Origin of the sequence: Photorhabdus hainanensis (assembly GCF_018448965.1) — a bacterium.
Taxonomy (GTDB): Bacteria; Pseudomonadota; Gammaproteobacteria; order Enterobacterales; family Enterobacteriaceae; genus Photorhabdus; species Photorhabdus akhurstii.
The window spans coordinates 94395-121355 of record NZ_RCWD01000011.1; the positions used below are offsets into that span (position 1 = coordinate 94395).

Here is a 26961-nt window from a genome sequence, read left to right on the forward strand (position 1 = left end):
TATGACAATTTACTCGGAATATTAACGTCGGTGCTGATAACCTTGAGATGTATTTCTTCTTATGCTCAAATGCCGTTGTTTTAATGGCGGTATTGAAAAATGTATTACAGCGTTCTGAGCGCTGCGCAGTGAAATTCCAACGATCTCATTAGCATATGCGCGCATTTGTTGCTCATAATCTGAAATTGCCTTGATTAACTCTTCTTGACCGGACGCTACACTGGCAAGCTTCTGTGTGAGTAAAAGAGCGTCTCGCAGCGCTGTGTTCGCTCCTGAGCCTGTCGTTGGCGTCATGTTATGAATAGCATCACCAAGTAGTGTGACAGTGCTGGATTTCCAGGGTGGAAGATGAGGCATGCTGCGTAAATGTATCGGAGATACGTTTTCGATATCACTATGCTTAATTAAAGTATGCAAATTTGAGTCCCATGAAACCATACGGGATAAGACCAGATCGCAGAGGGCTTCAGAGGAAAGATCGGTGATATTGTTGGGAAAACTATTTTTTGCTGCTACGTAAACCCAAACTATAAAATCATCCATTTATACCAACGTGCATAATATTTTCTCCAGTTGTAGGTACGATAGATTCTGGCTAGATCAGGTGAGACTATATCTATCTGATATTGTCTAATCATAGCCATGATTTTTGTTGTAATATTTAAAATAAAAATATACCTTATCTAGAAATAGAGCAAGGTAATCTGTTTTTTTCATAAAAATAGTTGATAAAAAATCTATATTGTTTTTTTCTAAAAATTTTTAATTAAATGATTAAGTTACAGAAGTGAGTTTGTGGTTTTGTGTTTACAGTTTCTTTTTTTTCATAAAATTAATATTAAATCGTGATGTGAGTGTGAATTTTGTTTGGAATTTTTTTTGCATATAAATACAACATGTAGAATGATTAATATTAATCTTGTTTTTATTGTTACGAACTTCAACTATTCAAAGTGATTATTAATAAAATAGTAGATGTATTATTTTTATGAGAATTTTATGATTAATATGAAATTATTTTCATTCTAATTGAGTTTAAGATATTTTTTTCATTGTGATATGTTTTGATTACTCGTTGCCATGAATTTGATGGGGGTGACCATTATACTAATGATTATTGATCATCATGAGCTAGTACCACTGATTTATCATTTTGTTCGGAGAAATAGATATGAGTGATCAGGATGTCAAAGCCATGTATAACCGATATCCATATCCTAGTTCTGCCGTTGGGGATAATCTTATTTATGATATGGCTATGGTTGTAGGGCTTATATTTAAGCCGGGTTATTTAACGGGAAAGTATGTGCTCGATTTAGGGTGTGGAACGGGGCATCGTTTGGTAGGGCTGGCAAGTATGTATCCCGATACCCAATTTGTGGGCGTTGATATGACGGATAAAGCATTAGAGGTAGCCGATAAGCTGATATCTTACCATCGATTGGATAACGTCACGTTAGAAAATAATACGATTGAGAAGCTAACACGAGATAATCAATTTGATGTTGTTGTTTCTACCGGTGTTATTCATCATATGGAGTGTCCACAAGCGGGTTTTTTAGCAGCTTCACGTTCATTAAATGAAGAGGGTATCGCGCTTATTTGGCTATACAATGCCATAGGAGAATATGAACGATTAAGGCAGCGAGAACTTTTACAGATTTTTGCAAAACAAATTCATGTAGAAGAATATTTTTTACATACTGATTTAATGAATAAACTATGCGAAAACTTAAGTCGGAATCAATATGGCGATAGTACAGCTAATCATTTAGACGATAGTGTTGATCAGATTGCTGTTAATGTGGATGCGTTTTTGAATCCTGTCGTCAACGCATATAGATATGATGAGATATGCGATTTTTATTATAAATCTGGCTTTAAGCATGTGAGATGTTGTGGGTTAAATCGTGAAAACAGCAGTAAGCTTTTTGCTGGATGTTGCGATCAATTCAATGATGAATGTTTTCTTCAATATCAAGATTTACTTTTAGATGAACAGTTAAGTCAACTGTTTAATACCCTTGATTATAACCAGAAAGTGCGTGTTATCGAGCTTTTGTGGAAGCCAACCGGCATATCTTCAATTGGGTTTAAATCTGAAAATGCCCGGTCTTTTGTCAATGATTGGCTAATGAGAGGGTAAGGGGAGGAATAGCGGTTATTCTCGGATGGTAAATTAAACTTTCGTAAAATGAGTACCAAGCCAGAAACGCCCGCTTTCTAGTTTCTGGCTATATTTTGTATTGATGAATTCGAGTTAATCGTAATATTCCGGCGCCTTACGGAATGTTGGCCAGGCATCTGGATCGTGCCCTGTTACCACAATTGCATTCGTGCGTTTGGCTAGATGCCGTAGTTTTTGCACCGAACGTACGGTTTCAGTGGTAGAGGTGAGAAACCCCGGCAATGCACGTTCTTCCCAGTGATCGAGGGTATAAGCGGCATCAATCGTCAGCAGCAAGCTGCCACTGTTCGGCAGGGTGACTAGTAGTGATTGATGTCCTGGTGAATGCCCCGGTGTAAATACTGTTTTTAACGTGCCATCTCCATAAACATCAAACATGTCATTGCGTTCCCCATCGAGAAATTCCCATTTCAGACCTGGCCGGTCAAAATCCTTGCGGATATAGCCGCCAGCGGAAAACCAGTCAGGTGTGTAGGCGTATTCATATTCACGCCGCTGTACGATATGTGTCGCGTTAGGGAAGCGTCCTATTGCGCCGGTGTGATCGAGATGAAGATGGGATTGCACCACATAGCGGATATCTGCGGGATCGATACCCAATTTTTTAACTTGAGCGACACAACCTTCATCTTCACGCATCACCGGCCAGTAGGCTTTAGTGATATTTCCCCAGTAGCCTTTGGGGTCAGTTGCGGCTTCAACTGCATTGCCGCCGTCAATTAGCGTATGACCGTTAGGATGAGTGAGTAAGAAAAATGGAATCGGAATTTCATAATCGGCTCCGTTGCCTTGATTCATCTTGATGTAGTGAACTTTACATTTGATGGTTCCGGTTTGCAGCATATACAGGCGAATATCTGACATAATGTTAACCTTTTGATTGGATTATTCATGTAGGTAAGGCCGGATCGTGGAGGATGTTAGCATATGTCATCCTTTGCGTTGAGCTGATTTTATCAACATCAAGTTCTGTATGAGGAGGTCTGTGGGGATAACCTTTGGGGGGATTAGAAGAAATTACCTTATGTAGGTTAAAAGTGATTCAGAATAATTCATAGATCGTAATCACCCTTTTAACTCATTCGCGAAAAGGGTGATAAGACGTTATAGATTATGAATTTCATCGTGCTTCAATGTTATTTTTAAGGGGGTTTAAGTTGGAATAATCGAATGTTCTAATTTCCTCGTTAAAGCCGGTCACTTGTTCAGAAATAAGCTTTGTAATTGAAGAAGGTCCTTGGCCCATCGCTTTTTTCATTAAGATCCTATAGGGGAGAAGGCTTGCTCTATCGGCAGAAGAAGGATGTTTACATCTATAAATCACTTGCTTCCCATGTTTTTCACGTTTATACCCAAAATTGAGAAGACCTAATATCTCTCTCGCGGTGACGATATGGTAGCCCTGTTCATGATTCCATAAATTAGACGGGGCTTCGGCCGACATTAGATGAAAATCTGCGTGTCTATGGATACCACCAAGTACCCAACAATCATTTATCACATCGGTCCATTTATCTACCATTAAAATATTCCCCTGGGCGTTTGGGTTCCATGAATTCTCACTTTTTTCTCGGCCGAGTCCGAGTGGCTTAAGCAATCTATCCTGCTGAACATCGCTAACTCGACCAATTAGCATCGGTCCACTTGCTGAAAGGGCTTTACGATAAACTAACCAGCAATACTCGGTTAGATCATTAAGATAATTTTTACGCCTTTGGTTGTTAGGAAACTGATTGGAAAGATTTTCATGAACAACATCTTTATCTTGTTCCCACAAGAATGGATTGACCTTTTTTTTGTAACTTAGCGACTCTAGATCTCGCCTTAATGTCAACATTGCATATTTCATATCTTATACCTCAACCGTTTATAATAAAAAAAAGTTATATCAAGCCACACTAATTTTTATAGCAGTAGTTTATGAATTAGTCCAATTTGGTGATAATAACGTCAATTTACTGATTGAGGTATCGTTCGCTTCCATTAGCGCCGGTGGCGTTCGGCGCGTCACTGGAGCCAGGTTAATTTCTAATGTAACCATAACCCCGTGTTTTTTAATCTGCTAAATCGGCATAACCTCTAACACCAAATTTTGATTTAGCTGATTTTACGGCATCTAGAACCGCAGCAGCCATGACCTCAGCCGCGAGAATACCAACCGTATTTACCGATGAGTCCACACCACCTGTTGCCGCTGCAAAAATAGTATCTCCGTCACTCATGGTATGAACAGGGTATATCGTTCTCGCCAAACCATCATGAGCCATCTGGGCGACTTTTTTCATCTGGCTTTTGTTCATGTTGGCGTTACAACAAATTATGCCAATAGTCGTATTTACTCCCTGAATGAAATTATTATCTTTATTATTTTTTATAATGTAGGGCATGAGATCGATAAGATGACCGTTTTTATCACATGCACCGGCAATGGTTTTACCATTTTTAGGGTCTCTGATTTCCCCGACAGCATTCACAACAACCATTGCGCCAATTGTCAGCCCCCCAGGTAATTTAACCGATGCGGTGCCAAGGCCGCCTTTCATGGCTTTGTCAAAACCGGCCATTTTACCTATAGTGGCCCCGGCGCCTGCGCCAGTATTTCCCGATGGAAAAGGGGTTACAGAAGCGTTTTGCGCGGCAAGATAGCCCATTTTAGCGTCAGGGCGAACAGCCGGATCGCCAAAGTTTAGATCAAAAATTATTGCGGCAGGAACGATAGGTACGACAGTGACACCAACATCAAAACCTTTTTTCCTTTCTTCAAGATAGCGCATTACGCCAGAGGCGGAGTCTAATCCAAAAGCACTACCTCCACTTAGCACTACCGCGTTGGCTTTCTGAACAGTATTAATGGGATCTAAAAGCTCGGTTTCCCTTGTTCCCGGGGCAGAGCCTCTGACATCAACGCCACAAACAGCTCCGTTGTCAAAAATAATGATGCTACAACCAGTTTGTTGCAACTCATCTTCAGCATGCCCAACCTTAACTCCCGGTACATCCAAAATGGTTCCATTTGTCTTATGCATAAATGTTCACACCTTAAATCTCTAAAATAACTCATTAAGGGTTTTAATGATTTTCGATGTGAATCATAGCAAAGGAGACCAAACAAGCTGTGATTTTTAGTGGGAATTGTCTTCCCTGTCTCTTGCAGTGTCTCCTTCTTGAAGGGATATCTCGGCTGCCAGCGTTTCAAGACTAACTGGCGATAGTGGAATGCGAGGGGATGGTATTGCCCAATGTTTGATATCGTGGAGAATGGCAGAACAGATTTTTCCCTGACAAGCTCCCATGCCGCACCGCGTCGCCATTTTTGCACTGTTCCAATCCTGAAATGGTTCGAGTTCGTTTAAACTCACATCTTCACAACGACAGATCAAGGTATCGAGGGGAAGCGCTTGTGTGATCTCTTTGTTTAATTTAAACGTTTGTGCTACCGCTGTGGCAAAATGTTGCCATTTTATTCGTTTCCGCCGCCATTTTTCAGCCAGTGCGTATTTACCACTCGCTGCAAACCCGGCGATAAATCCTTCACAAAGTGCCAGTTCACTGCCGCCGATACCTGTACATTCTCCCGCTGCATATACACCAGGTATAGTCGTCTGTCGCCACGCATCTACTTGAATGTTTCCTTGTTCATCCAGCAAGCAACCAAGCAATTGCGCCAATTCTGTATTTGGTCTTAAACCAAAACCGCATGCTAAACGCGTACAGGATAATTTCCGTTTTTGCCCTTTATTGCTGATATACACTCCTGTCAATCTGCCTTCTACCGAGGTTTCTACTCCTAACACCATACTGTTTTGGTAATAATTTTTAAGTGGTATGAGAGAAATGGCTTGATACAACTTGTCTGGCCAGAGTAGTAGTCGCAAGCTAAACGAAAATAGGCGGTGTAAAGGCGCTTGTTCAATGATACCAACCACGTTCCCTCCCGCTTTTTTTACTGTCTCCGCAACCGAAAGTAACAGGGGACCGCTGCCGGCAATAACAACACGCTCACCTGTCATAGGGAGACCACTTTTTATCAGCGCCTGTAATCCGCCTGCACCGGTGACACCCGGTAATGTCCATCCGGGGAAGGGAAGTAATTTTTCTTTGGCGCCGGTACAAAGTATGATGCGTTGGTAATGAACCATTCGGTGTCTACCTGCCATTTCAACAATCACACATTGGCTGTCTATTGCGACCACTTTACAATCCGATAAATAGATTAATGCATCTTCTGATAGTACCGATAAATAATGTTTCGCCATCGGTGGTAATGTATGAAACGGCCCTTGACGCCAAATTTGTCCGCCTGCTCTGGGATTGTCATCAATCAGGATAACGGATTGTTGTCCTTGTATCGCAGCTTGTGCGGTAGCCAATCCCGCCGGCCCTGCGCCAACAACCAGTACATCACAGCGCAATACCGTAGAAGAAGATGATGTTGCCATGTTCAGATCCTCTCGACTTTCATACCCATCTCACAAACTGTCTGACATGCTACATGACGGCGACCATTAATCATCAAGCGGCATTCTTGGCAGATCCCCATACCACAAAAAGGCACTCTCAGTTGATGTGACACAGATATACGACAATGTTCATCACCGGTATAAGCTAGCGCCGCCGCAACAGTAATCCCCGCAGGAACCGTGATCAGTTCGCCATCAATAAACAGAGCAGTGAATGGTGTTTTTTTGAGTGTCATGGCAACCTCTGACGAGTCATGGCAGTAAAACGGGTAGGTTGGTAAGGCAGTGGATCAATCTCCGTTTTTTTATTCAGCATCAATGCAGAGATGATTTTGGCGCTGCCCGGTGCGGTGGTAACACCTAATCCCTCATGGCCTACAGCTAGCCATAGCCATTCGTAATCAGGATGTTGTCCCAATAGCGGCAAGCCATCTGGAGTCGCGGCACGAAAGCCGGACCAACAACGTAAAATATTCATCTGACCAAGCTGAGGTAAAAAATGAAGTGTGCGCTGGAGCATAGAACGGAGTAGGGCGAGATCAATAGTGTGTTGTTCGTTATGGAACTGACGTGAAGAGCCAATTAAAAGCTGACCGGTAGGGCGGGCCTGAACGTTGAAAGCGATTGACGTATCATCCGAGGTATGTGTACTGGCGCTATACCCTAATTCCACCAGTTGATGGGTGATGCTGGTGGGGTAACGATCTGTAATCGCCAATTGCCCTTTTTTAGGAACAATCGGTAATTCAGGTAACAGATGTGTACTCCACAGCCCATTTGCTAGCAATATCCTCGGCGCACAATATTTCTTTCCATCACGTAGCACAACGGTTTGAGGCTCTAAGGTATGCACCTGTCCTTTAATAGACCAAATCTTTTCATTACAGCTAGCAAGAAACCAATGTACGACATTCGGTGCATAGACAATTCCATCCTCAGGAACACACAAACCACCAGCAATCCCACTTCTCACCATCGGTTCCACTTGATGAATTTGTGTCGCTGTCATTGGCGTATTCTCAATTCCATAGGAGGCAAGGCGTACGCTTTTTTCCTCAGCCAGTTCCATTTCGTCCTCTGCATCCGCCAGCCAAAGTGTGCCGCATCTACGCCATGCACAATTTTCTGGCATATGTGAGGTGAATGTTCGCCATATATCTAATGAGTAACTACTCAGCGCCAGTTCCGCAGGATTATCATCCATACACACAAGATGCCCCATCCCTGCCTGTGTTGCCCCTTTACCACCATCATCAATTACAGCGACTCTCAAACCATCCTGTACCAACTGATAAGCACACGCGGCTCCAACGATGCCAGCACCAACGATAATGACATCTGATATTTGGGAGGGGGTCATACATTGATTCCCCAGACAAAAGGATCGCTCTTGGCAATGATTAACTTGTTATCACCGTAAACATGCGCTGTTCCCCGGATCACTGGGGCGATTTTCTGACCAACCCACTGATATTGGGCTTCAAAAACACTTCCGATAATGCTGGATTGGCGCCAAATCTCACCCGGCTGCAATTTTCCATCCGCCGCCAGGCAGGCTAATTTAGCACTTGTTCCAGTGCCGCACGGTGAACGGTCATAGGCTTTCCCCGGACATAACACAAAATTACGACTATCTGTATCGTTATCAGGAGCGAACAATTCAATATGGTCGATACATTCACCGTTTTCACCGGTTATCCCCGCTTGTTCCAGTGCCTGCCTAACGGCCCAACTGTATTGCGTGAGTTCATCGATATGGTGGGGGGTTAGAGACATGTTGTGCTGACCGATCAGAAAAAACCAATTTCCGCCCCAGGCAATATCTCCATTAACATCACCCACGCCAGGCACGTTCACGGTGACATTTTGCTGATAACGATAAGAGGGAACATTATAAACAGACACTGTTCCATCCTTATGGAGCACTGCCTCTACAATCCCAACAGGGGTCTCAATTTTATATTTGCTAGGGTTCAACCAGCCCAGATGATAGAGCGAAGCGATAAGGCCCATAGTGCCGTGGCCGCACATGCCTAAATATCCTGCGTTATTAAAGAAGATCACCCCCATATCGGCGTCAGGTACAGTAGACGGACATAAAAGCGCGCCTACCAACATATCATTCCCTTTTGGTTCAAGAATGAGAGCCTTGCGCCAGTGATCAAATTCGGCTTCAAAGCGTTGACGCTGTTTGGCAACGCTTCCTTTGCCAAGAGATGGAAATCCTTCGATTACCGTGCGGGTAGGTTCTCCACCCGTGTGTGAATCAATGACACGAACAATCTGATACTCATGTTTATCCGCCATAAAGCCACCCGATTAACGTATTTTTAATCAATGGTGGCGTACTATTTCATTTGTCGCTTGATGAATTTCATACTGCAATATGCTGAAATCAGCACAATGAAAAAGTCACTGAATATCATAGAGACATTTCAATAGAGTAAAGGTAATAAAATGAAAAATTATAAATAAACCTGATGAGTGTTGTTTTTGTTTTTACCCGAGAAATTTATAAATTAATCTATAAAATCAAATAGGTAAATAAGAGTGGTTGGAATGACTTTCTGTGACAATGACAATTATCACATGAATATAAAATAGTTCTTTTGAATATTGCTAATACTTTGAATCTGATATTTATCTTTTTAATCAAGGTAAATAACTAAACATGAGTCAAAAATCCCATTTTAATGGTCATAGACTGGAGATATCGATGATGAATATATACCAGAACAATGAAAAAAACGGCATTGGCACAAATGGTCATGATGCTTGTAATGTTGAGTTTTTATCGGCGCTTTGTAGTGGATTAGTTAATCACAAACCCAATAACCTGCAAGATATTCTCAATGCGGTTGCCTTAATTACACCGTTGTTAAATGCGATCCCCAGCGTAGTTTTCTTTATCAAAGATATCAAAGCGCGTTATCTCATTGCGAACCTTACGCTAGCCACACGCTGCGGATTTAAGTCGATCTCTTCGCTACTCGGTAAAACCTCTTCCGAAATCTTTCCTGCCCAAATGGGCAGTTGTTATACCGAACAGGATTTGCGTGTGTTACATCAGGGGATAATTATCCAAAACCAACTGGAGCTTCACTTCTATCATGGACGCAAAGCGGGTTGGTGCATGACGTATAAATTGCCATTGTATAATCAACATAATCAAGTTATTGGTATGGCAGGAATTTCTCATGATTTGATGGAAGTTAAGGAAAATCACCCTGTGTACCAAAGGTTGGCTATCGTTGATGATTATATTCGTGAAAATTTTAATCGAACAATTCGCCTCGAAGAGCTAACTCATTTAACACGTCTCTCGGTTGCTCAATTGGAACGTTACTGTAAACGCATCTTTCACCTGACGCCTCGGCAAATGATCCACAAAATTAGAATTGAAAAAGCGTCGGAATTGTTGGCTACAGCATTACCTATCACAGATGTTGCCTTGCAATGTGGTTATACGGATCACAGTGCCTTTACTCGGCAATTTAAGGCGTCAACTGGGCTTACTCCCAGTGATTTTCGTCAGTCAATAGGGCTGGAGTAATTTGCTGTTTTACTAATACTTCTATTCTTTAGGAATTATCGACTCCATCAAAGTCTCTCAGCTTTAAAGTTTGCCATTCCTATTATGCTGATTTCGTCATTGTTCACTGCGAAAAGTGACAAGCTTCTCTGATGCGAAATAGTCATCATTCCATCAAAACCAATGATCCACATTTTATTAACAAAATAAAAACAATTTACGTTTTAAATATCAAGTAAATAAATCCGTGACAATCAAAGGATAAGGCTATGAGCAAAAGAAAGGTTAGTTGGCATGGTGTTTTTCCGGCAGTGACGACACAATTTAACCCCGATTTTTCCATTAATTTGGACGCCACACAGAAGGTAATGACGAACCTGATTAAAGATGGGGTTTCCGGTTTAGTCGTCAATGGTTCTGTAGGGGAAAACACCTCTCTGTCTATGCAGGAGAAGCGTGCTATTGTTGAACTTGCAGTAGATGTCGCTGGTGGGCAAGTTCCCGTTCTTTCGGGTATCGCAGAATTGACAACCGATAATGCTTGCAAAATGGTCTCTGAATGCCGTCAGGCAGGGGCTAATGGGGTGATGATCATGCCACCTCTGGTTTATACCCCAACACCGAAAGAAAACAGGGCGTATTTCCGTACAATTGCTGCCTCTACCGATTTACCCGTCATGCTATATAACAACCCTCTGCTGTATAAAAATGATATTACGCCGAAAATGCTGATGTCTCTGGTCGATTGCGAAAATATCGTTGCATTTAAAGATTCATCAGGCAATACCCGTCCTTTTAGTGATATTCCCAATGAAACAGGCGATCGCTTTATTCTTTTTGCCGGTTTGGATGACGTCGTTTTGGAGTCAGTCGCAGTCGGTGCGGAAGGTTGGATTTCAGGTATGTCGAATGCTTTTCCTCGGGAAGGAGAGACTTTATTTCGTCTGGCTAAACAGAAACGTTATGAAGAAGCTCGGGAATTATATCGCTGGTTTATGCCGCTGTTGCATTTGGATTTTCGCTCTGATTTGGTGCAATGCATCAAGTTGTGTGAAGAAATGGTTGGTCGTGGTAGCGCCATTACCCGCCCGCCGCGTTTACCACTCGAAGGGGAGACATTGGCAGAAGTACGCGCCATTGTAGAAAAAGCCCTCGCTAATCGTCCTTCACTGCCCGATGTAGGTCTCTGAATTGGGCTGTAACCGTTTTCTGATACCCTGGGAGGAATCGCTATGTTGGTAACACATTCAGGTATGCAGTTTATTGGTGGTCGCAGGCAAGCAGAGGGAGAACGCTGTTTGCACAGCCGGCGAGCGGTGGATAACTCACCAATCGGTTATGCGTTTTATCAAGCTACACGACATGAGGTCGATCTCGCCGCTCAAGCGGCAGCCGATGCATTTACACGTTATAGCCAAACATCGTTAGAAGAACGTTCTGTTTTTTTAGCTAGAATTGCCGATGAAATTGATGCTCTCGGTGATGATTTCATTGCTCTTATATCAGAAGAAACGGCTTTGCCTCCCGCCCGACTTCAAGGCGAACGGTCGAGAACGAGCGGACAAATGAGGCTGTTTGCCACGCTGTTACGCCGTGGTGATATTCATGCTGCCCGTATTGATACTGCGCAACCTGAGAGAAAACCGCTTCCCAGAGTTGATATTCGCCAGTGCCATATTCCTCTAGGCCCTGTTGCGGTTTTCGGCGCCAGTAATTTCCCTTTGGCTTTTTCAACCGCTGGTGGTGACACGGCGTCAGCATTAGCTGCGGGTTGTACCGTTGTTTTCAAAGCGCATAGCGGCCATATGGCTACCGCCGAAATCATCGCAGAAGCCATTGAACGCGCTATTATCGCCACACAAATGCCCGCAGGTGTATTCAATATGATTTATGGCAATAGCGTGGGGGCAGATCTAGTCAAACATCCCATTATTCAGGCCGTTGGTTTTACCGGTTCACTCGCTGGTGGACGTGCGCTGTTCGATATGGCTGCGCAGCGACCACAACCTATTCCGGTTTTTGCTGAAATGTCGAGTATTAACCCGGTCATTGTGCTGCTAAACGCCTTAGCACAGCGGGGAAAGCAGATCGCCCAAGAGTTGGTGAATTCATTCACATTAGGTAGCGGTCAGTTTTGTACCAAGCCAGGAATAATCTTAGGTATTCGTTCACCAGAATTTGATCAATTTATTACTCACTTGACGCAGGAAATCACGCTTCGTCCGGCACAGTCAATGCTAAACCAAGGCACGTTGATCAACTATCAAAAAGGTATTCATCAACTGGACGATGAACCCTTAATGACACGGTTAGCCATTGGCGAACATCATGAAAATCAGGCAAGTGCAATGCTGTATCGCGCAGATATTGCTTTGTTGTTGAATAAAAAAGCCCTGTTACAAGAGGAGGTTTTTGGTCCGGTTGCTATTGTGATTGAAGTCGAAAGCCAATATCAGCTTTTACACGCAATTGACTGTTTGCAGGGGCAGCTTACCGCTACCTTGATTGGTGAGCACGATGAATTAGCAAATGCACATGAACTTAGTCGACGATTACAGAGCATCGCGGGCAGGGTGGTTGTCAACGGCTATCCGACAGGCGTTGAAGTATGTGATGCCGTGGTTCATGGCGGGCCTTATCCAGCGACTTCTGATGTGAGAGGGACTTCCGTTGGCACACTGGCCATCTGGCGTTTTCTGCGCCCGGTATGTTTCCAAAACTATCCCAAATCTTTACTTCCGCCTGCGCTGCAAGACCATAATCCGTTAAATATTTCTCGATTAATCAATGGGGTGATGAGCCGGGAAGTATTGTAAAACGCGCAGTTACTCCACGTTGACGTATATCAAATAAGAAACAGAAAAGGGCGAATAATTATGGCGCTATACGAAGCTTCTTCGCTGCCAAAATCCGGTTCAGGGCAGGGTAAATTTAAGAAACAGTTAACACTCACGGATTTAACCTTTATTGGATTAGGGGCTATTTTTGGCTCTGGCTGGTTATTTGCGGCCAGTCATGTGTCTGTTATTGCGGGACCAGCAGGAATTTTTTCTTGGGTGATTGGCGGTATCGCCGTGCTCTTACTCGGCATTGTTTATTGCGAACTGGGGGCGGCGCTGCCGAAATCAGGCGGCATTATCCGTTACCCGGTGTTTTCTCATGGTGAACTCATGGGGTATTTAATGGGTTCCATCACCTTAATTGCATTTTCCAGCTTAATCGCCATCGAAGTCGTCGCGGCTCGACAATATGCGGCGGCGTGGTTTCCATTTCTCAGTCAGCCTGGTTCTGGTGATCCGACTCTGACCGGCTGGCTGGTTCAATTTATTTTATTAGCGTTTTTCTTTTATCTTAATTACAACAGCGTGAAAACCTTTGCGAAATCTAACAATATTATTAGTATTTTCAAGTTTATCGTTCCGCTGCTTGTCATTATTGTCCTGTTTAATTATTTCAACCCGAGTAATCTGCAAGTTCACGGATTTTCTCCTTTTGGGATATCGGGTGTTGAAGCTGCGGTTTCAGCGGGTGGGATTATCTTTGCTTATCTTGGCTTAACGCCCATTATTTCTGTCGCTGGTGAAGTGGAAAACCCCCAAAAAACAATTCCTATTGCCCTCATTCTGTCTATTTCACTGTCTACGGTTATTTATGTTTTATTACAGTTAGCTTTCCTTGGCGGGATACCCTCTGATTTACTTCTTGGTGGCTGGAATAACATTGGACAATATTTTTCACTGCCGTTTCGTGATATAGCCTTAATCCTCGGTGTGGGGTGGCTCGCTTTTTTGGTGGTATGTGATGCGGTGATCTCTCCAAGCGGTACCGGGAATATTTATATGAATGCCACTCCCCGCGTAGTTTATGGTTGGGCAAAAAGTGGGACGTTATTTAATGTGTTTACCCATGTCGATGAAAAATCGGGGATACCGCGTCCGGCGCTCTGGTTGACATTTATTCTTTCTGTTTTCTGGACGTTGCCTTTTCCTTCATGGGAAAAACTTATCAGTGTCGTTTCTGCGGCGTTAATTCTGAGCTACGCATTAGCGCCAGTAACCGCTTCGGCCTTACGCCGTAATGCTAAACAGATAAAACGTCCTTTTTATGTTAAATGGTTTGCGATCATTGGCCCGCTTTCTTTTATTATTTCGGCTTTCATTGTTTACTGGTCTGGTTGGAAAACCGTTTCTTGGTTGCTCGGATTACAAATTGTCTTGTTTTTTATCTACTTGTTATTTAAAAATAAAGTTCTTATAGGCAAAGTGAGCCTGCGCCAACAGATAACTTCCTCCTTGTGGCTGATCGGTTTTTACAGTGCCATGATCATTCTATCTTATTTAGGCACATTTGGCGGTAAAGGTATTATTCCGGCACCCTGGGATATCGTTGCAGTGGCAGTGATCTCTTTAATTGCCTTTTATTGGGGAACTTTTAGTGCTTTACCCAATGCTATTTTACCAACCGAGGATGAAGATTAGTGCTGACGGATAAAGGGCAGAGCAGGGGATTAATGTTTAAGGTTGGCTCTGGAACTGACAGATGGTTCTATTAAAGCTCACTGAGTTGTTAAAAACAGTGAGCTAATTTTTTGTATTCTTAGGCTTTTGTCAGTCTTATTGGATTTTGGGTTTCAATAGCCTTTTCCATCATAAATCAAGCACCTTCTGCAATGCTTGTTGCTTCAGGAACCTCAATTAATTTTCCTGACCTCACATCATATATGTACCCATAGATGGAGATATTTGCGGGGACAAGAGGGTGGGTACGAATACGATGAATATCTTCAACTACGCTATCAACTTGATTGCTAATGGTAAGCCATTTGATATATTTCCCCTCAGACGATCCTGTACCGTTGCCGACATCTTTAAATCCCTCTTCCGTCATTATCGCGCTTTCCAGGCTGCTTTCTAGTAGATCGCCCATGATATTGTCTGTAAAAAGCTCCATCCCACAATTAGTATGGTGAATGACAAACCACTCTTTTGTGCCAAAAAGTTTATAGGAAATGATAAGTGAACGAATGGCGTCATCACTGGCTCTTCCGCCTGCATTACGAATAATATGAGCGTCACCTTCAGATAAACCTGCAAATTTTGCTGGATCTAACCTGGCATCCATACACGTCAATATGGCAAATCGTCTGACAGCAGGCAAACCAAGGTTTTTTTTATCGCCAAAAGTTTCTGCATATGCAATATTAGCGTCACTTATTTCTCTGATAACACTGCTCATCCTTCCTCCCTTCATATAGAAAATTAACTTTTTAATAAAGCTAGGGTATCCATCTAGATAAATGAATATGAGGCTGAAAATACAGATATATAAAAAAATTTTATGAAAAATATATACTCGTATCCTTTGTACTGGTCAAGTAAATCTTAAGTGTTTCAACAGACATTGTGATGTAATGATGTTTTCGGTGGAGAGAGTTGTACTTTAAAAAAATTCTAAGGTGGGGTATGGTTCGCCACAGCTTACCTACCCAATTTATGCACTATGCACAAGGATCCCATATGCGGCTATCTATTCGAACTTTATCAGCTTTTACATCTTTTGCTTTCCTCATTGCTCCGTTTTTCACTCAAGCGCATAGCGGCAATACTGATGGTATTAAAGTTGAAAAATTGCTTGAGACTGAAAAGTCTTGGGATGGCGTATATTATCAGGGATACCCTAAAGGCACTCCTCAGCTTTCAGTTCTTAAAATTACTATTGCTCCAAATACCAGTCTTGCCTGGCATGAGCACCCGATACCTAATGTGGCTTACGTGCTGGACGGGGTGTTAACGGCAGAGAAAAAATCCAGTGGCGAAAAACGTCTTATAAAGGCGGGAGAGGTGGTACCGGAGATGGTTGACAGCACTCATCGCGGTTACACAGGCAAAGAGGGCGCTACTCTCGTGGTCTTCTACGCGGGACAAAAAGATATCCCTCTTTCTAAACCCATTGAGTGAAAATCACTCTCAGGCACGCAGAGAGTGCACTTGAGACGACCTTTAACAACCTGAGAACTGTTGGCACAGATAACAAATAAGTGGATAGGGAAGTATGACCCCATTCAGGCGTGCCTCCTTAATCAATCAAACGAAGAGACGAATTTTATGGCACGAGTAACTAGTGTTACCCTTGGTGAGCACTTCAACGGGTTCGTTGGTGATATGATCCAATCTGGTCGTTATGGCAACACATCCGAAGTTGTCCGCGATGCTTTGCGCCTGATGGAGGCTCGCGAGCAGCGTATTCAGAATGTTCGTGAAATGGTGTTGGCTGGCCTGAATTCCCCCGTCAGTAAAAACAGCATGGATGATATTTTTGTAATGGCAGCGAAGGACTTAAATGTATAACTGCTGATATTAGCCAGTTGGCGGTCAGTGTCAACATTCCCGCCAGATTGGTCTTATCTGCACACTGGTGCGTATAATGTATATTATGTTAAATAATATTAGATGATAAACAACTTCACATAGAACTAGGTGATTTTTGACACCCTTTCCTGTTCTAGTGTTACGATAATTACGATAGGTTTTTTATATGTACATTGCATGTGTACACCTACTTCTACCTAAGGAGATAACCATGCAAACCTATACCTCAACTCAGGCCAGAGCCAATATTTCTGTGGTGCTGGATACCGCAGTCAATGGTGAACCTGTTGAAATCACCCGTCGGGACGGCAGCGCTGCCGTAGTGATCAGTAAAGCGGAATTCGAGGTGTATCAGAATGCAAAGCTGGATGCTGAGTTTGATGCCATGATGCAACGTCATGGTCATACAGTAGCAGCGTTGACTGACCGATGATTTGGGTGAGTGCTCAAGAAGTTATTGCCTTCCATGATCACATCCTGCAACGTTTTCCTGGCGTTGCCGGGAGAGTAAATCCTGGTAGAGCGCAGGCATTGATTTATCATGTGCAGAACTGGGTTCACTATGAAGGTGTTACTTACTTTTTGTAACCTGCCGCAACTTACTGAATACCATTGCCCTCCTCTCCTTTTGGTCTTGGATAAAGATATTTTGTGATCTAATTCTCTATTTAAGAAAAATGCCTATTAAATAAAATGTGACTTAGTTCACGTTATTTTTGTTCATCGCTTAATATTTAAGCGATTTAATTTTTCTGCATGAGTAAAATGTGATCTGAGAGATATAAATAAGGGGCGAAGAAGAGGAACTTGGTGATATTAATCACAAAAAAACTCGCGGTACGCATCTGAAAAAAGGCGTGATAAAGTGAAGGTGTTCAACAATCAACAGGCGTTATTTGGCGATAACGTCTACCAAACCTTATCTTCTCGTACCACGAGGTTTTGTCATGGTAACATCAAATATCAAATTAAAGGTACAGAATTTTGGGCGCTTTCTCAGTAACATGGTCATGCCCAACCTAAGTGCTTTTATTGCGTGGGGGCTTATCTCCGCCCTATTCATCCCGACTGGCTGGTTCCCTAATGAAACGCTGGCGCGACTTGTCGGCCCTATGATCACCTATCTACTCCCCTTGCTAATAGGCTATACAGGAGGCCGCCTGGTCGGTGGCGAGCGCGGTGGGACCGTTGGCGCTATCACAACCATTGGGGTCATCGCCGGCGCGGAGATTCCTATGTTTATGGGAGCTATGATCGCAGGCCCATTAGGAGGTTTTGCTATCCGTCATTTTGACCGCCGGGTGGAAGGTAAAGTTAAAAGCGGTTTTGAAATGCTGCTGAATAACTTTTCATCAGGCATTATCGGGATGTTCCTTGCAATACTTGCCTATCTGGCAATTGGTCCTCTAATCGCTGAAATATCAAAAGTTCTGGCTGCCGGCGTGAATGTGATAGTCACATATAATCTACTGCCGCTGACGTCCATCGTTGTCGAACCGGCAAAAATCCTGTTCCTCAACAACGCAATCAACCACGGTATTTTCTCTCCCCTAGGGATTCATCAGGCAACTGAAACGGGAGCCTCTATCTTCTTCCTGATTGAAGCAAATCCAGGGCCGGGGTTAGGTGTTTTGCTGGCTTACATGTTCTTTGGCAGAGGTAATGCCCAGCATACTGCTTCCGGTGCGGCCATCATTCATTTCCTTGGTGGTATTCATGAAATCTACTTCCCGTATGTATTAATGAACCCTCGTTTGCTGATTGCCTTGATCCTTGGCGGCATGACAGGAGTTTTCGTCATGGGGATATTCCATGCTGGACTGATTTCTCCGACATCTCCTGGCTCTATCTTTGCTGTACTGCTGATGACGCCGAAATCTTCTCTTATTGGTGTAGTTCTTTCAGTGTGTAGTGCAACATTGGTCTCATTTCTGGTATCAGCCATTTTGTTGAAGAGAACCCGTATCGGTGATGAAGACGCTTTGAGCCATGCCACTCAGCGTGTACGTGAGATGAAAACACCTAACTTGGCGAATAAACAGAGGAAAGCCGCTCTGACAGACCGCCATAATAAAAATTTATCCCACGTGAAAAAAATTGTGGTTGCCTGTGATGCAGGTATGGGGTCAAGTGCTATGGGCGCGGGCTTACTAGCGAAAAAAATGCATGATGCGGAATTGGCTGACATTTCTGTTACCAACATGGCGATAAACGATCTGAAAGATGATGTGGATATCGTGGTGACGCACCGAGATTTGACAGACAGGGCAAAAATCTTTGCGCCGGGCGCCATTCATATCTCACTGACCCATTTTCTGAACAGTCAGGTATACAGCGACCTTGTTACCCGCCTGATAGCAGAAAAGCATCCGAATGCGGCAAACGATGGCAGGATTGCGCGCCAGCCTATCGCTGCTGCCAATGATGAATATTATGACCCAGAAAACCAAGAGGAGCTGCTATTTACACTGAATGAGAGCCATATTTACCTTAATCTGACCGCACAGACCAAAGAAGAAGCGATCCGTTTTGCTGGCAACAAGATGGTGGAAGGTGGTTATGTCGAACCGGACTATGTGGATGCGATGCTGGCAAGAGAAAAGCTAACGTCTACCTATCTGGGGGAATCTATTGCCGTTCCTCACGGCACGATTGACGCGAAAGACCGGGTGCTTAAAACAGGCATCGTGATTTGCCAGTATCCGGCCGGTGTTCAATTTGGTGAAGAGCCTGATGAAATCGCTTGTCTGGTGATAGGTATTGCGGCTCGTAGCAATAAGCATATTGAAGTCATTGCCCACATTACCCGCATGCTTGATGAAGACGGCGTGATTGAGCGCCTGAGCAAAACGCAGAATGTTCAGGAAGTGCTGGAAATCTTATCAGGGAAAGTGCGGCTTGAGCAGAGAGGTTTATCATGAAAGTGATTCATTTTGGCGCCGGTAATATTGGTCGAGGCTTTATCGGTAAACTTCTGGCTGATGCTAATTCAGATATGACATTTGCTGATATTAATCAGCCGCTGGTTGACCAGTTGGCACATAAGCAGTCCTATCAGGTTCATATTGTGGGCAAAGAACAACATCGCGTTGAAAGCGTGCGACAAGTAAATGCCATCAATAGCACTGATCCGAAAACAGTGGAATACATTGTACAGGCTGACATGGTGACAACCGCCGTTGGCCCGCAGGTATTGGAGAAGATCGCCACAACATTGGCAAAAGGCATCATGCTGCGCAAAGAAACAGGCAATGACCGACCTCTGAACATTATTGCCTGTGAAAATATGGTTCGCGGAACCAGCCGGTTGAAACAGCATGTACTAGCAGTTATTCCACAGGTAGATCATGAATGGGTACAACGGCATATCGGTTTTGTTGATTCAGCCGTAGACAGAATTGTGCCGCCAACAGATGCCGCCAACGATGAGCCTTTGGATGTCACCGTTGAAACATTCAGTGAGTGGATTGTTGACCAGACACAATTCAAAGGGGAAATCCCGGCTATCAACGGCATGGAACTGACCGATAACCTGATGGCGTTTGTGGAGCGTAAACTGTTTACCCTCAATACTGGCCATGCCATCACGGCTTATTTGGGACAACTCTTCGGTCATAAGACGATGTGTGCCGCAATCAATGATCCTCAGATTCGTACCATTGTTAAAGGAGCAATGGAAGAAAGTGGTCGGGTGTTAATAAGGCGCTACAGTTTCTCCCCTGATAACCATGAGCAATATATAGAAAAGATACTGAATCGCTTTGCTAACCCCTATTTACAGGATGATGTAGAACGCGTCGGGCGTCAGCCGATACGTAAACTCAGCCCGGAGGACAGGTTAATTAAGCCGTTATTAGGGACTCTGGCGTATCATTTGGCGAACGATAACCTGATTACAGGCATTGCTGCGGCTTTGCATTTCAGGAGTGATTCTGATCCGCAGGCTGTAGAAATGAGAAGGATAATTAACGAGGAAGGTATAAAACAGGCAGTTCTCCGTATTTGCCGACTGGATGTTCAGTTTCCTATTATTGAGCGTATATGCAGTGAATATCAGCGCTTAGGGGCACTTATGCGGTGAACACGGTAATCAATTTCTACATTTAATAAAACTGTTAAAATTCACTTCATGGCTACAGGGAACAACCTCGTTGTGAAGTGAAAAATCATCATGGAAAATAGACAAAAAACAGAAAACCAACTCCTCGAACGGCTCAACAAGCGAACTGAGGTCAAGCCATTTATTCAGGAAGTGATCCACCTGATAACGGGAGCTATTGACCAGTTGATGCTAAAAGTTTTCCGTAAAGATGATTATGCCGTGAAATATGCTGTTGAACCGCTCCTCCAGGGAGATGGCCCGTTGGGCGAACTGGCGGTCAGACTTAAATTGGTTTATGCGCTTGGCGCTATTTCCCGTGAAATCTATGAAGACATCGAACTTTTTCTGGCTTTAAATGAAACGTTACAGCAAGAACAGCAGCGCTATGAATTTACGGATGATGAAATCATCCGCCCTGTCAGGATGTTGCACTGTATGGGGGTTTTGCCTGAGATGATGCGCTTTGACCAGCCAGAGGATGTAATTGATCAGCAATTGATTGATTTACAAAAGTACCGATATAAACAAATGGTGCGTTCTTCTTTGGTGCTGGCAGTGACGGTATTAGTTACCGAAATTTTGGATACGGGAGAGATTGGAATAGGGATATAAAGGCCGGACTCGCCAAAGTGGACAGCATCGCAGTATTACAGAAGGATAGATGCTCCATGTTGTCACCCTCCTCTCCTACTTTTCTGGATGAGTACACTGGTATTTTTTGAGGCTCATGTTTGGTTATGTTTGACGATTAACCTTTAAATTAAATTCATTTTTTACATGAAAATATAAAAAGTGAATTTATTATGAAAAATAAAAATGATGTTTTTTGGAATCATGAATGTTTTTATTAGGTAGTCACATAATTACGATGAGAGTACTTATTAGGAAGTATTATAGTTAATAGATATAGCATTTGAAGGCAATAATTATAAAAAGAATTTTTTACCATAATTATTCTGAAAAATAATGAAGTAAAATGTTTGCTGTTAATCACATTAATAACATCCAGAGTCAGGATAGTTGACATTATTACCAGAAAATCCATTCGGCGTGAGTGAGTAAAATATAAACCATTTCAATTGTCAGCGCCGACTTTCCCTTATTTAAAGTACCACTATATTGTTACCTTTCCAGATTAAATATGTGAGTAAGATCATAAATTCCAGAGGGGTTAAATATACTGACATTAAAGATAGTTTCATGGAAAACTATAGGAAAATAAATTGTCATTATATATTAGATTTGCCCTTTTTGATTTCTGTTACTATTATGGTAAATGGAATTTAGGTTTCCAACCTAATTCCACCTAGGATGAAAAATATGAGCAGTTTTTGAATTTTAAAATTGTAACATCATCGATGTGGTGATTTATATTTATCACGCATTATCACATATGATTTTGGTAAATAATACGTTTAAATATGTAAATTCTGAAACTATTTAAGGAGAATCTTATGTTCAAGAAATTATTAACAGTTGGGGCATTGGCAACAGCATTAATTGGAGGGGTTGGGACTGCATCGGCAGGACCTTGTAATTCTCCGGAACCACAACCTATTGGTGGCGGTAAGTATTATAGATATGTTATTAATCCTTATGATAATTTTGCCAATTCATTTTCGGAGAGTACTAAATATGGATGGATAACATGGCATTTTAAACATCGTATTGGACCTTGCGAATTTCATACTGGATATAATGCTTTCCAAGCTTACTATGAAGGTAGAATAAATTAAATTTTTTTTAAGAATACAAATAAACCTCGTTAGAAATAACGGGGTTTTTTCTTTTGTTATGAAAAATAATATAAACATAATATTTCTCTTTCGATGAAGATTAAACAGATTTAATCTTCACAGAATAATACCTTATCCATAACGCAATAAATATCAAAATAATAGAAAAAACCGATACAGACAGAGTAAGTTCCTTAAAAATAAACCTGCTTATATTTATCCCTGATACCTCCCAGGATAAAAACAATGCTACAGGGCATGTTAAAAAATCTGAGATAAACCCAATAACAATTAAATGGTAAAGTTTTCTTTTGTTCGCTCTTTGAATAATAGGGTTCAATTTTTTCTGATATCGCCAGTACTTCATGGTGAGGTAAAATAGTCCTAATAATGAACTAAGATGCTGTAGGATTTTATATATACTTATCCCCTGCCCGTTGGTAATGGAATGAAAAATGCGGAATTGTAATAGAGGAATTAGCTCGACAAAAAAACCTTTATCGTGTGTGAATGCATCCCAGACAATATGGGTTACAGCTCCTAGAAATAACGACAGTACAAAAACAACTCCGTCCTTATAACCCTGTTTTTCATAACGAGTAAAAGGTATTGGGAAAAGAACGGATAAAGGATATGACAAAAGACGTACAATTAAAAATATCAATAGACATAAAGGAAATGCGGTATAAAACCATCCGGTTAAATGATGCGCAGTGGTTGCTATATCATATAACCCAACAGAGTAGAAGAAATCGGGAGATAAACTACCCATAATTAGCGCCGGCAAATTCAATAACCTTCCCCCCGGAAGACTTTTCAAAGGAAAAACGGCTGCTGGATGTGAAAATGTCCACGGCATTGCGAAAAATCCTGAAATAAATGTTAAAGTCTGCGATAGGAAATTTTACCATTGGCCGTTCTTCTGAACAATTACCGCAGATGAATTTAGAGATTTCCAATACTACATCGTATTGTTGAAGCATGTTGTTGAAGGATGGTAGTTACCGATTTCGATTTCAGATTTAAAACCTTTAATCAAACTCGGTAACTTGTTTTTTTAAATTGAAGTGTCAGATTGAGTTTGAGCTAAGACATTATGTTTTTTTAATATCTCTTTAACTCTATCTTTAGGAATGGAAAACGAAGTATTGCCATTTCTCCCAACCATTTTTTTGGCGGCGATCATAGCATTAATTATTGCTTCTTCTGTCGCATTTATTGTGGCTTCATACAAAGGATCTAATTTGTCATTTGACAATATTTTTATTGTTTTTACATCTTTTCTAGAGAATGCATCACTATTTGCGGTTGAGAATGCAATAAATATCTCACCGCTGGTATTTCTGGCCACCCCACCTACCTTTGCCAGTCCAAGAGATACTCGTTTAGCTATTTTATCTAATTGGTGAGGAGCTAATGGCGCATCTGTGGCCACCACTGCGATTATAGAACCGGCATCCTTTATTTCTTTCTTGTTTCCATGATATATCGGCTTGAGATCCTGTATTTCTTTACCAACTGGAATCCCAGCAATAATCAAATCGTCCCTATCGCCAAAGTTGCCTTGAACAAGAACGCCAACAGTATATCCGCCATCTTTTTTATCTAGAATTCTTGATGAAGTTCCTGTGCCTCCCTTAAACTTAAAAAGGTTCATTCCCGTTCCGCCGCCGACATTACCCTCTTCTATCGATCCTGATTTAGCGCTATTCAACGCATGATACACATGTTCTTTCTTTACATGCATACCGTTTATATCATTTAATATTCCATCCCACGTTTCTGCAACCACAGGTAATAACCAAAATAGATCATCTTTTAGTGGCGACGTTAGATTATTATCAAACATCCAGCTAATTGTTGAATCTCTAACAACACCAACACTATGAGTATTGGTTATTAATATTGGCGTTTCCAGGAAACCACTTTCTTTGACCCATTGATTGCCGGTCATATCTCCATTTCCATTTAAAGAGAATGTACTAGAAAATACCGGGCTAAATTTCTTTCCTTTTGGCAATATAGCTGTTACGCCTGTTCTTATTGGGCCTTTGCCAACCTCTAGCTCTCCATCGCCTTTTATTATGGTTGAATAGCCAACTTCTACACCACTAACATCTGTAATCGCATTATATTTCCCGGTTACTCCAGAGAAAGGAATGCCTAAATCCCTTGCTCTAATCTCATTGGCTAAAGCGTTAGAAGCTATCACTGTCGATATAGATAAAATTATAATGTTTAATATTTTCATAACTACTCCTTGTTATACCAAATTAACTCGAAGGTTTAAGATTCAGAACACGAAGATCCAATACGAAAAGGATTCGTTTTTGACCAGTCGATATACTCTTTTGCACTATTACGTGATTATATTATTCAGATTCATAATTTATTGTGATATTCCGCTGATATTTAGCAGGGAGTAAGTCCATGATTGGGCGCTTCACGCAATTAAGTTTTTCGTCTTGGATAAGCACCATTGCTTGTGGCGCATAGTCAGAAATCAGTTCTCGGCACATACCACATGGGGACACGATATTAATCGCTCCGTCATGAGAGTGATAAACAGCCACTACTGTGTCGATGTCGGCAGAGCCGTATTCCGTCACAGCACGCCCAATCGCAATGGCTTCTGCGCAAACTGCGATACGACCAACATTTGCCTCAAGATGTACACCCGTTACAATTTCGCCAGAGCGCAGACGCAGTGCGGCACCTACAACATGCCAATCTGGTTTGTATCGAGATATGATCGCCGCTTTTGCCGCTTCAATTAGGGAAACATCTTGCTCTTTAAGAACGACGTTTTCGTTGTTTGAGACCATGACTATTCTCTCATTATCTCTAATTGTTGTTTGGAAGTTGAAGATTCTTATTTCTCTTTGTCACTATCAATAACGCTCACCGATCAAGTGAGCGTTAAATTCTGTATCAGCTATAAAGCCACTTTTTTGTTTTGTCACACAGACTTTCTATAATGGCGTATTGATACCCTTTATGTTCATCCCTCTCTTTAGTTAATGTAATGCAATACTTCTCCAACAGCGTCAAAAAGACGATCCAAATCAGCTCGTTCAGCATTGAACATAGGCCCGAATTGCAGCGTATCACCGCTAAAGCGTACGTAAAAACCCGCTTTCCAAAGTATCATGCTGGCATCAAAAGGACGTACAGCGGCATCACCGTCACGGGCAGCCAATTCAATTGCTCCCACCAAGCCACAGTTGCGGATGTCAGTCACATTTGGGCAGTTTGTGAGAGAGTGAAGGGCCATTTCGAAATGAGGGGCAAGTTCAGCAGAGCGCTGGATAAGGTGGTCTTTATCCAGCAGATCCAAGGTTGCCAACCCTGCGGCACAAGCTACCGGGTGTGCCGAATAAGTATAACCATGATTAAACTCCACAAGGTGTTCCGGCAGTGGTTGAGACATAAATGCCTCATAAATTTCACTGCTTGCCACTACGCCCCCCAGAGGAATGGCGCCATTGGTAATTTGTTTGGCAAAGTTAAGAATATCTGGCGTCACACCAAAATATTCAGCACCGGTCCAGCGCCCCATACGACCGAAGCCAGTAATAACTTCATCAAAAATCAATAAAATATTATGTTGATCACAAATTTCACGCAGACGTTGTAGATATCCTTTGGGCGGAATAATCGCACCGGCGGAACCGGCCACAGGCTCGACAATGACCGCCGCGATATTGGAGGCGTCATGCAGTTCGATCAACTTGAGCATCTCATCGGCCAACTCTACGCCGCCGGTTTCTGCCATACCTGGCGTAAATGCCATATTGGCCTGTAGCGTATGGGATAAGTGATCTACGTCCATCAACTGTCCGAACATTTTGCGGTTGCCGCCAATACCTCCCAAACTGGTACCTGCAATATTGACACCATGATAACCACGTGCACGGCCAATCAGTTTGGTTTTCGTGGGATGCCCTTTCACACGCCAGTAGGCTTGCGCCATTTTGACAGAGGTGTCTAAAGTCTCAGAACCTGAGCTGGTGAAAAAGACGTGATTGAGATCACCGGGTGTTAAATTGGCAATTTTTTCTGCCAGTTGAAACGATAAGGGATGACCGAACTGAAAGCCTGGTGAGTAATCGAGGGTACTCAATTGGGCTGCGACAGCTTTTTGAATTTCTGTCCGGGTGTGGCCCGCTCCACAGGTCCAAAGACCGGACAGACTGTCATAAATCTGGCGTCCTTTATCGTCTTTTAGCCACTGCCCTTCGGCAGCAACGATAAGGCGTGGATCGCGTTGGAAATTTCGGTTGGCACTGAATGGCATCCAGTGAGATTTTAAGTTTAATGATTCAGAATAGTGGGTTTTAGACATGGACAACTCCTTCCAAAAGAATGAAATTTGAGTTTAGTTCAATCTCCTATTTTTTCCAATAATGACGCATATTATTAGATCACAAATAATGTTGGACGTAATTAAATATTTAAGTTCTTTATCTTTAATCTTTAACCTATTTTACAGTTGTAAAGTAGAATAGAGAAAATATAGGGCGGATATGCCGCCCTATAAGAAGTTATAATAAGATGAATGAATTTGTTGTATGA

At 42.4% G+C, this 26961-nt stretch carries 24 protein-coding genes and 2 pseudogenes; 13 read left to right on the top strand and 13 right to left on the bottom strand.

What is annotated here, in order from left to right:
• Positions 1–21: 21 nt before the first annotated feature.
• Positions 22–543, bottom strand: a pseudogene (locus EAE92_RS09145) (stiblene epoxidase); the annotation flags it as partial.
• Positions 544–1171: 628 nt separating this feature from the next.
• On the opposite strand from EAE92_RS09145, the gene EAE92_RS09150 reads away from it, so the two are divergent.
• Positions 1172–2146 (top strand): class I SAM-dependent methyltransferase, encoded by a 975-nt coding sequence (locus EAE92_RS09150; RefSeq protein WP_246545104.1) that lies wholly within the window; start codon positions 1172–1174, stop codon positions 2144–2146.
• 114 nt (positions 2147–2260) lie between these two features.
• Here EAE92_RS09150 and attM read toward each other — a convergent pair whose 3' ends face one another.
• The 7 genes from attM to EAE92_RS09185 all read right to left on the bottom strand — a co-directional run bounded on the left by attM (position 2261) and on the right by EAE92_RS09185 (position 8955).
• On the bottom strand, positions 2261–3052 hold the full coding sequence (gene attM / locus EAE92_RS09155; RefSeq protein WP_200868752.1) for an AttM family quorum-quenching N-acyl homoserine lactonase: 792 nt from the start codon (positions 3050–3052) through the stop codon (positions 2261–2263).
• 256 nt (positions 3053–3308) lie between these two features.
• Positions 3309–4037, bottom strand: a complete 729-nt coding sequence (locus EAE92_RS09160; RefSeq protein WP_214067856.1) for a hypothetical protein — start codon at positions 4035–4037, stop codon at positions 3309–3311.
• A gap of 205 nt (positions 4038–4242) precedes the next feature.
• The gene (locus EAE92_RS09165; RefSeq protein WP_214067857.1) at positions 4243–5214 is read right to left on the bottom strand and encodes a P1 family peptidase; all 972 of its coding nucleotides are present in this window, start codon (positions 5212–5214) and stop codon (positions 4243–4245) included.
• Positions 5215–5310: 96 nt separating this feature from the next.
• Positions 5311–6627 (bottom strand): FAD-dependent oxidoreductase, encoded by a 1317-nt coding sequence (locus tag EAE92_RS09170; protein ID WP_214067858.1) that lies wholly within the window; start codon positions 6625–6627, stop codon positions 5311–5313.
• Positions 6628–6629: 2 nt separating this feature from the next.
• Positions 6630–6884, bottom strand: a complete 255-nt coding sequence (locus EAE92_RS09175; RefSeq protein WP_214067859.1) for a (2Fe-2S)-binding protein — start codon at positions 6882–6884, stop codon at positions 6630–6632.
• Entirely contained in the window at positions 6881–8008 is a 1128-nt protein-coding gene (locus tag EAE92_RS09180) for an NAD(P)/FAD-dependent oxidoreductase (RefSeq protein WP_214067860.1), read from the bottom strand. The genes EAE92_RS09175 and EAE92_RS09180 overlap by 4 nt, the downstream gene beginning before the upstream one ends.
• Complete coding sequence (locus EAE92_RS09185) at positions 8005–8955, bottom strand: 4-hydroxyproline epimerase (protein ID WP_214067861.1); 951 nt, start codon at positions 8953–8955, stop codon at positions 8005–8007. The genes EAE92_RS09180 and EAE92_RS09185 overlap by 4 nt, the downstream gene beginning before the upstream one ends.
• 409 nt (positions 8956–9364) lie before the next feature.
• Between EAE92_RS09185 and EAE92_RS09190 the strand changes: the two genes are divergently transcribed.
• From EAE92_RS09190 to EAE92_RS09205, 4 genes are all read left to right on the top strand, one after another.
• Positions 9365–10201 carry a helix-turn-helix domain-containing protein gene (locus EAE92_RS09190; RefSeq protein WP_214067862.1) on the top strand — a complete coding sequence of 279 codons (837 nt, stop codon included), beginning with the start codon at positions 9365–9367 and terminating at the stop codon, positions 10199–10201.
• 248 nt (positions 10202–10449) lie between these two features.
• Positions 10450–11370, top strand: a complete 921-nt coding sequence (locus EAE92_RS09195; RefSeq protein ID WP_214067863.1) for a dihydrodipicolinate synthase family protein — start codon at positions 10450–10452, stop codon at positions 11368–11370.
• 42 nt (positions 11371–11412) lie between these two features.
• On the top strand, positions 11413–12996 hold the full coding sequence (locus tag EAE92_RS09200) for an aldehyde dehydrogenase (NADP(+)) (protein ID WP_214067864.1): 1584 nt from the start codon (positions 11413–11415) through the stop codon (positions 12994–12996).
• 60 nt (positions 12997–13056) lie between these two features.
• Positions 13057–14658 carry an APC family permease gene (locus EAE92_RS09205; RefSeq protein WP_214067865.1) on the top strand — a complete coding sequence of 534 codons (1602 nt, stop codon included), beginning with the start codon at positions 13057–13059 and terminating at the stop codon, positions 14656–14658.
• 175 nt (positions 14659–14833) lie between these two features.
• On the opposite strand, the gene EAE92_RS09210 is transcribed toward EAE92_RS09205, so the two are convergent.
• Positions 14834–15415 carry a beta-class carbonic anhydrase gene (locus tag EAE92_RS09210; RefSeq protein WP_036806181.1) on the bottom strand — a complete coding sequence of 194 codons (582 nt, stop codon included), beginning with the start codon at positions 15413–15415 and terminating at the stop codon, positions 14834–14836.
• Between the two features lie 281 nt (positions 15416–15696).
• Here EAE92_RS09210 and EAE92_RS09215 point away from each other — a divergent pair, with 281 nt between their 5' ends.
• The 8 genes and pseudogenes from EAE92_RS09215 to EAE92_RS09250 all read left to right on the top strand — a co-directional run bounded on the left by EAE92_RS09215 (position 15697) and on the right by EAE92_RS09250 (position 22386).
• On the top strand, positions 15697–16137 hold the full coding sequence (locus tag EAE92_RS09215) for a cupin domain-containing protein (RefSeq protein ID WP_214067866.1): 441 nt from the start codon (positions 15697–15699) through the stop codon (positions 16135–16137).
• A gap of 147 nt (positions 16138–16284) precedes the next feature.
• Positions 16285–16527 (top strand): type II toxin-antitoxin system ParD family antitoxin, encoded by a 243-nt coding sequence (locus EAE92_RS09220; RefSeq protein WP_011146500.1) that lies wholly within the window; start codon positions 16285–16287, stop codon positions 16525–16527.
• A gap of 232 nt (positions 16528–16759) precedes the next feature.
• On the top strand, positions 16760–16981 hold the full coding sequence (locus EAE92_RS09225; RefSeq protein ID WP_036780625.1) for a type II toxin-antitoxin system Phd/YefM family antitoxin: 222 nt from the start codon (positions 16760–16762) through the stop codon (positions 16979–16981).
• Positions 16978–17124: pseudogene (locus tag EAE92_RS09230) on the top strand (type II toxin-antitoxin system death-on-curing family toxin); the annotation flags it as partial. The gene EAE92_RS09225 and the pseudogene EAE92_RS09230, both read left to right, overlap by 4 nt.
• Before the next feature lie 371 nt (positions 17125–17495).
• Entirely contained in the window at positions 17496–19469 is a 1974-nt protein-coding gene (locus EAE92_RS09235; RefSeq protein ID WP_214067867.1) for a PTS mannitol transporter subunit IICBA, read from the top strand.
• The gene (locus EAE92_RS09240) at positions 19466–20629 is read left to right on the top strand and encodes a mannitol-1-phosphate 5-dehydrogenase (RefSeq protein WP_214067868.1); all 1164 of its coding nucleotides are present in this window, start codon (positions 19466–19468) and stop codon (positions 20627–20629) included. The genes EAE92_RS09235 and EAE92_RS09240 overlap by 4 nt, the downstream gene beginning before the upstream one ends.
• 90 nt (positions 20630–20719) lie before the next feature.
• Entirely contained in the window at positions 20720–21262 is a 543-nt protein-coding gene (locus tag EAE92_RS09245) for an MltR family transcriptional regulator (RefSeq protein ID WP_214067869.1), read from the top strand.
• An 842-nt stretch (positions 21263–22104) separates the two neighbouring features.
• Positions 22105–22386: a hypothetical protein gene (locus tag EAE92_RS09250; RefSeq protein ID WP_214067870.1), complete on the top strand. Its 282-nt coding sequence runs from the start codon at positions 22105–22107 to the stop codon at positions 22384–22386.
• 100 nt (positions 22387–22486) lie between these two features.
• Here the strand turns inward: EAE92_RS09250 and EAE92_RS09255 are convergent, their stop codons facing one another.
• The 4 genes from EAE92_RS09255 to aptA form a co-directional block, all read right to left on the bottom strand.
• A complete protein-coding gene (locus EAE92_RS09255; RefSeq protein ID WP_214067871.1) occupies positions 22487–23245 on the bottom strand; it encodes a DUF4184 family protein in 759 nt (252 codons plus the stop codon).
• 198 nt (positions 23246–23443) lie between these two features.
• The gene (locus EAE92_RS09260) at positions 23444–24637 is read right to left on the bottom strand and encodes a DmpA family aminopeptidase (RefSeq protein WP_214067872.1); all 1194 of its coding nucleotides are present in this window, start codon (positions 24635–24637) and stop codon (positions 23444–23446) included.
• Positions 24638–24758: 121 nt separating this feature from the next.
• On the bottom strand, positions 24759–25211 hold the full coding sequence (locus tag EAE92_RS09265) for a cytidine deaminase (protein ID WP_214067873.1): 453 nt from the start codon (positions 25209–25211) through the stop codon (positions 24759–24761).
• Between the two features lie 188 nt (positions 25212–25399).
• On the bottom strand, positions 25400–26731 hold the full coding sequence (aptA, locus tag EAE92_RS09270) for an omega-aminotransferase AptA (RefSeq protein WP_214067874.1): 1332 nt from the start codon (positions 26729–26731) through the stop codon (positions 25400–25402).
• Positions 26732–26961: the final 230 nt, after the last annotated feature.

Bases quoted from the DNA above. Each gene is read 5' to 3' on its own strand.
- EAE92_RS09150 (WP_246545104.1), top strand. From the start codon at position 1,172: ATGAGTGATCAGGATGTCAAAGCCATGTATAACCGATATCCATATCCT.
- attM (WP_200868752.1), bottom strand. From the start codon at position 3,052: ATGTCAGATATTCGCCTGTATATGCTGCAAACCGGAACCATCAAATGT.
- EAE92_RS09160 (WP_214067856.1), bottom strand. From the start codon at position 4,037: ATGAAATATGCAATGTTGACATTAAGGCGAGATCTAGAGTCGCTAAGT.
- EAE92_RS09165 (WP_214067857.1), bottom strand. From the start codon at position 5,214: ATGCATAAGACAAATGGAACCATTTTGGATGTACCGGGAGTTAAGGTT.
- EAE92_RS09170 (WP_214067858.1), bottom strand. From the start codon at position 6,627: ATGGCAACATCATCTTCTTCTACGGTATTGCGCTGTGATGTACTGGTT.
- EAE92_RS09175 (WP_214067859.1), bottom strand. From the start codon at position 6,884: ATGACACTCAAAAAAACACCATTCACTGCTCTGTTTATTGATGGCGAA.
- EAE92_RS09180 (WP_214067860.1), bottom strand. From the start codon at position 8,008: ATGACCCCCTCCCAAATATCAGATGTCATTATCGTTGGTGCTGGCATC.
- EAE92_RS09185 (WP_214067861.1), bottom strand. From the start codon at position 8,955: ATGGCGGATAAACATGAGTATCAGATTGTTCGTGTCATTGATTCACAC.
- EAE92_RS09190 (WP_214067862.1), top strand. From the start codon at position 9,365: ATGATGAATATATACCAGAACAATGAAAAAAACGGCATTGGCACAAAT.
- EAE92_RS09195 (WP_214067863.1), top strand. From the start codon at position 10,450: ATGAGCAAAAGAAAGGTTAGTTGGCATGGTGTTTTTCCGGCAGTGACG.
- EAE92_RS09200 (WP_214067864.1), top strand. From the start codon at position 11,413: ATGTTGGTAACACATTCAGGTATGCAGTTTATTGGTGGTCGCAGGCAA.
- EAE92_RS09205 (WP_214067865.1), top strand. From the start codon at position 13,057: ATGGCGCTATACGAAGCTTCTTCGCTGCCAAAATCCGGTTCAGGGCAG.
- EAE92_RS09210 (WP_036806181.1), bottom strand. From the start codon at position 15,415: ATGAGCAGTGTTATCAGAGAAATAAGTGACGCTAATATTGCATATGCA.
- EAE92_RS09215 (WP_214067866.1), top strand. From the start codon at position 15,697: ATGCGGCTATCTATTCGAACTTTATCAGCTTTTACATCTTTTGCTTTC.
- EAE92_RS09220 (WP_011146500.1), top strand. From the start codon at position 16,285: ATGGCACGAGTAACTAGTGTTACCCTTGGTGAGCACTTCAACGGGTTC.
- EAE92_RS09225 (WP_036780625.1), top strand. From the start codon at position 16,760: ATGCAAACCTATACCTCAACTCAGGCCAGAGCCAATATTTCTGTGGTG.
- EAE92_RS09235 (WP_214067867.1), top strand. From the start codon at position 17,496: ATGGTAACATCAAATATCAAATTAAAGGTACAGAATTTTGGGCGCTTT.
- EAE92_RS09240 (WP_214067868.1), top strand. From the start codon at position 19,466: ATGAAAGTGATTCATTTTGGCGCCGGTAATATTGGTCGAGGCTTTATC.
- EAE92_RS09245 (WP_214067869.1), top strand. From the start codon at position 20,720: ATGGAAAATAGACAAAAAACAGAAAACCAACTCCTCGAACGGCTCAAC.
- EAE92_RS09250 (WP_214067870.1), top strand. From the start codon at position 22,105: ATGTTCAAGAAATTATTAACAGTTGGGGCATTGGCAACAGCATTAATT.
- EAE92_RS09255 (WP_214067871.1), bottom strand. From the start codon at position 23,245: ATGCCGTGGACATTTTCACATCCAGCAGCCGTTTTTCCTTTGAAAAGT.
- EAE92_RS09260 (WP_214067872.1), bottom strand. From the start codon at position 24,637: ATGAAAATATTAAACATTATAATTTTATCTATATCGACAGTGATAGCT.
- EAE92_RS09265 (WP_214067873.1), bottom strand. From the start codon at position 25,211: ATGGTCTCAAACAACGAAAACGTCGTTCTTAAAGAGCAAGATGTTTCC.
- aptA (WP_214067874.1), bottom strand. From the start codon at position 26,731: ATGTCTAAAACCCACTATTCTGAATCATTAAACTTAAAATCTCACTGG.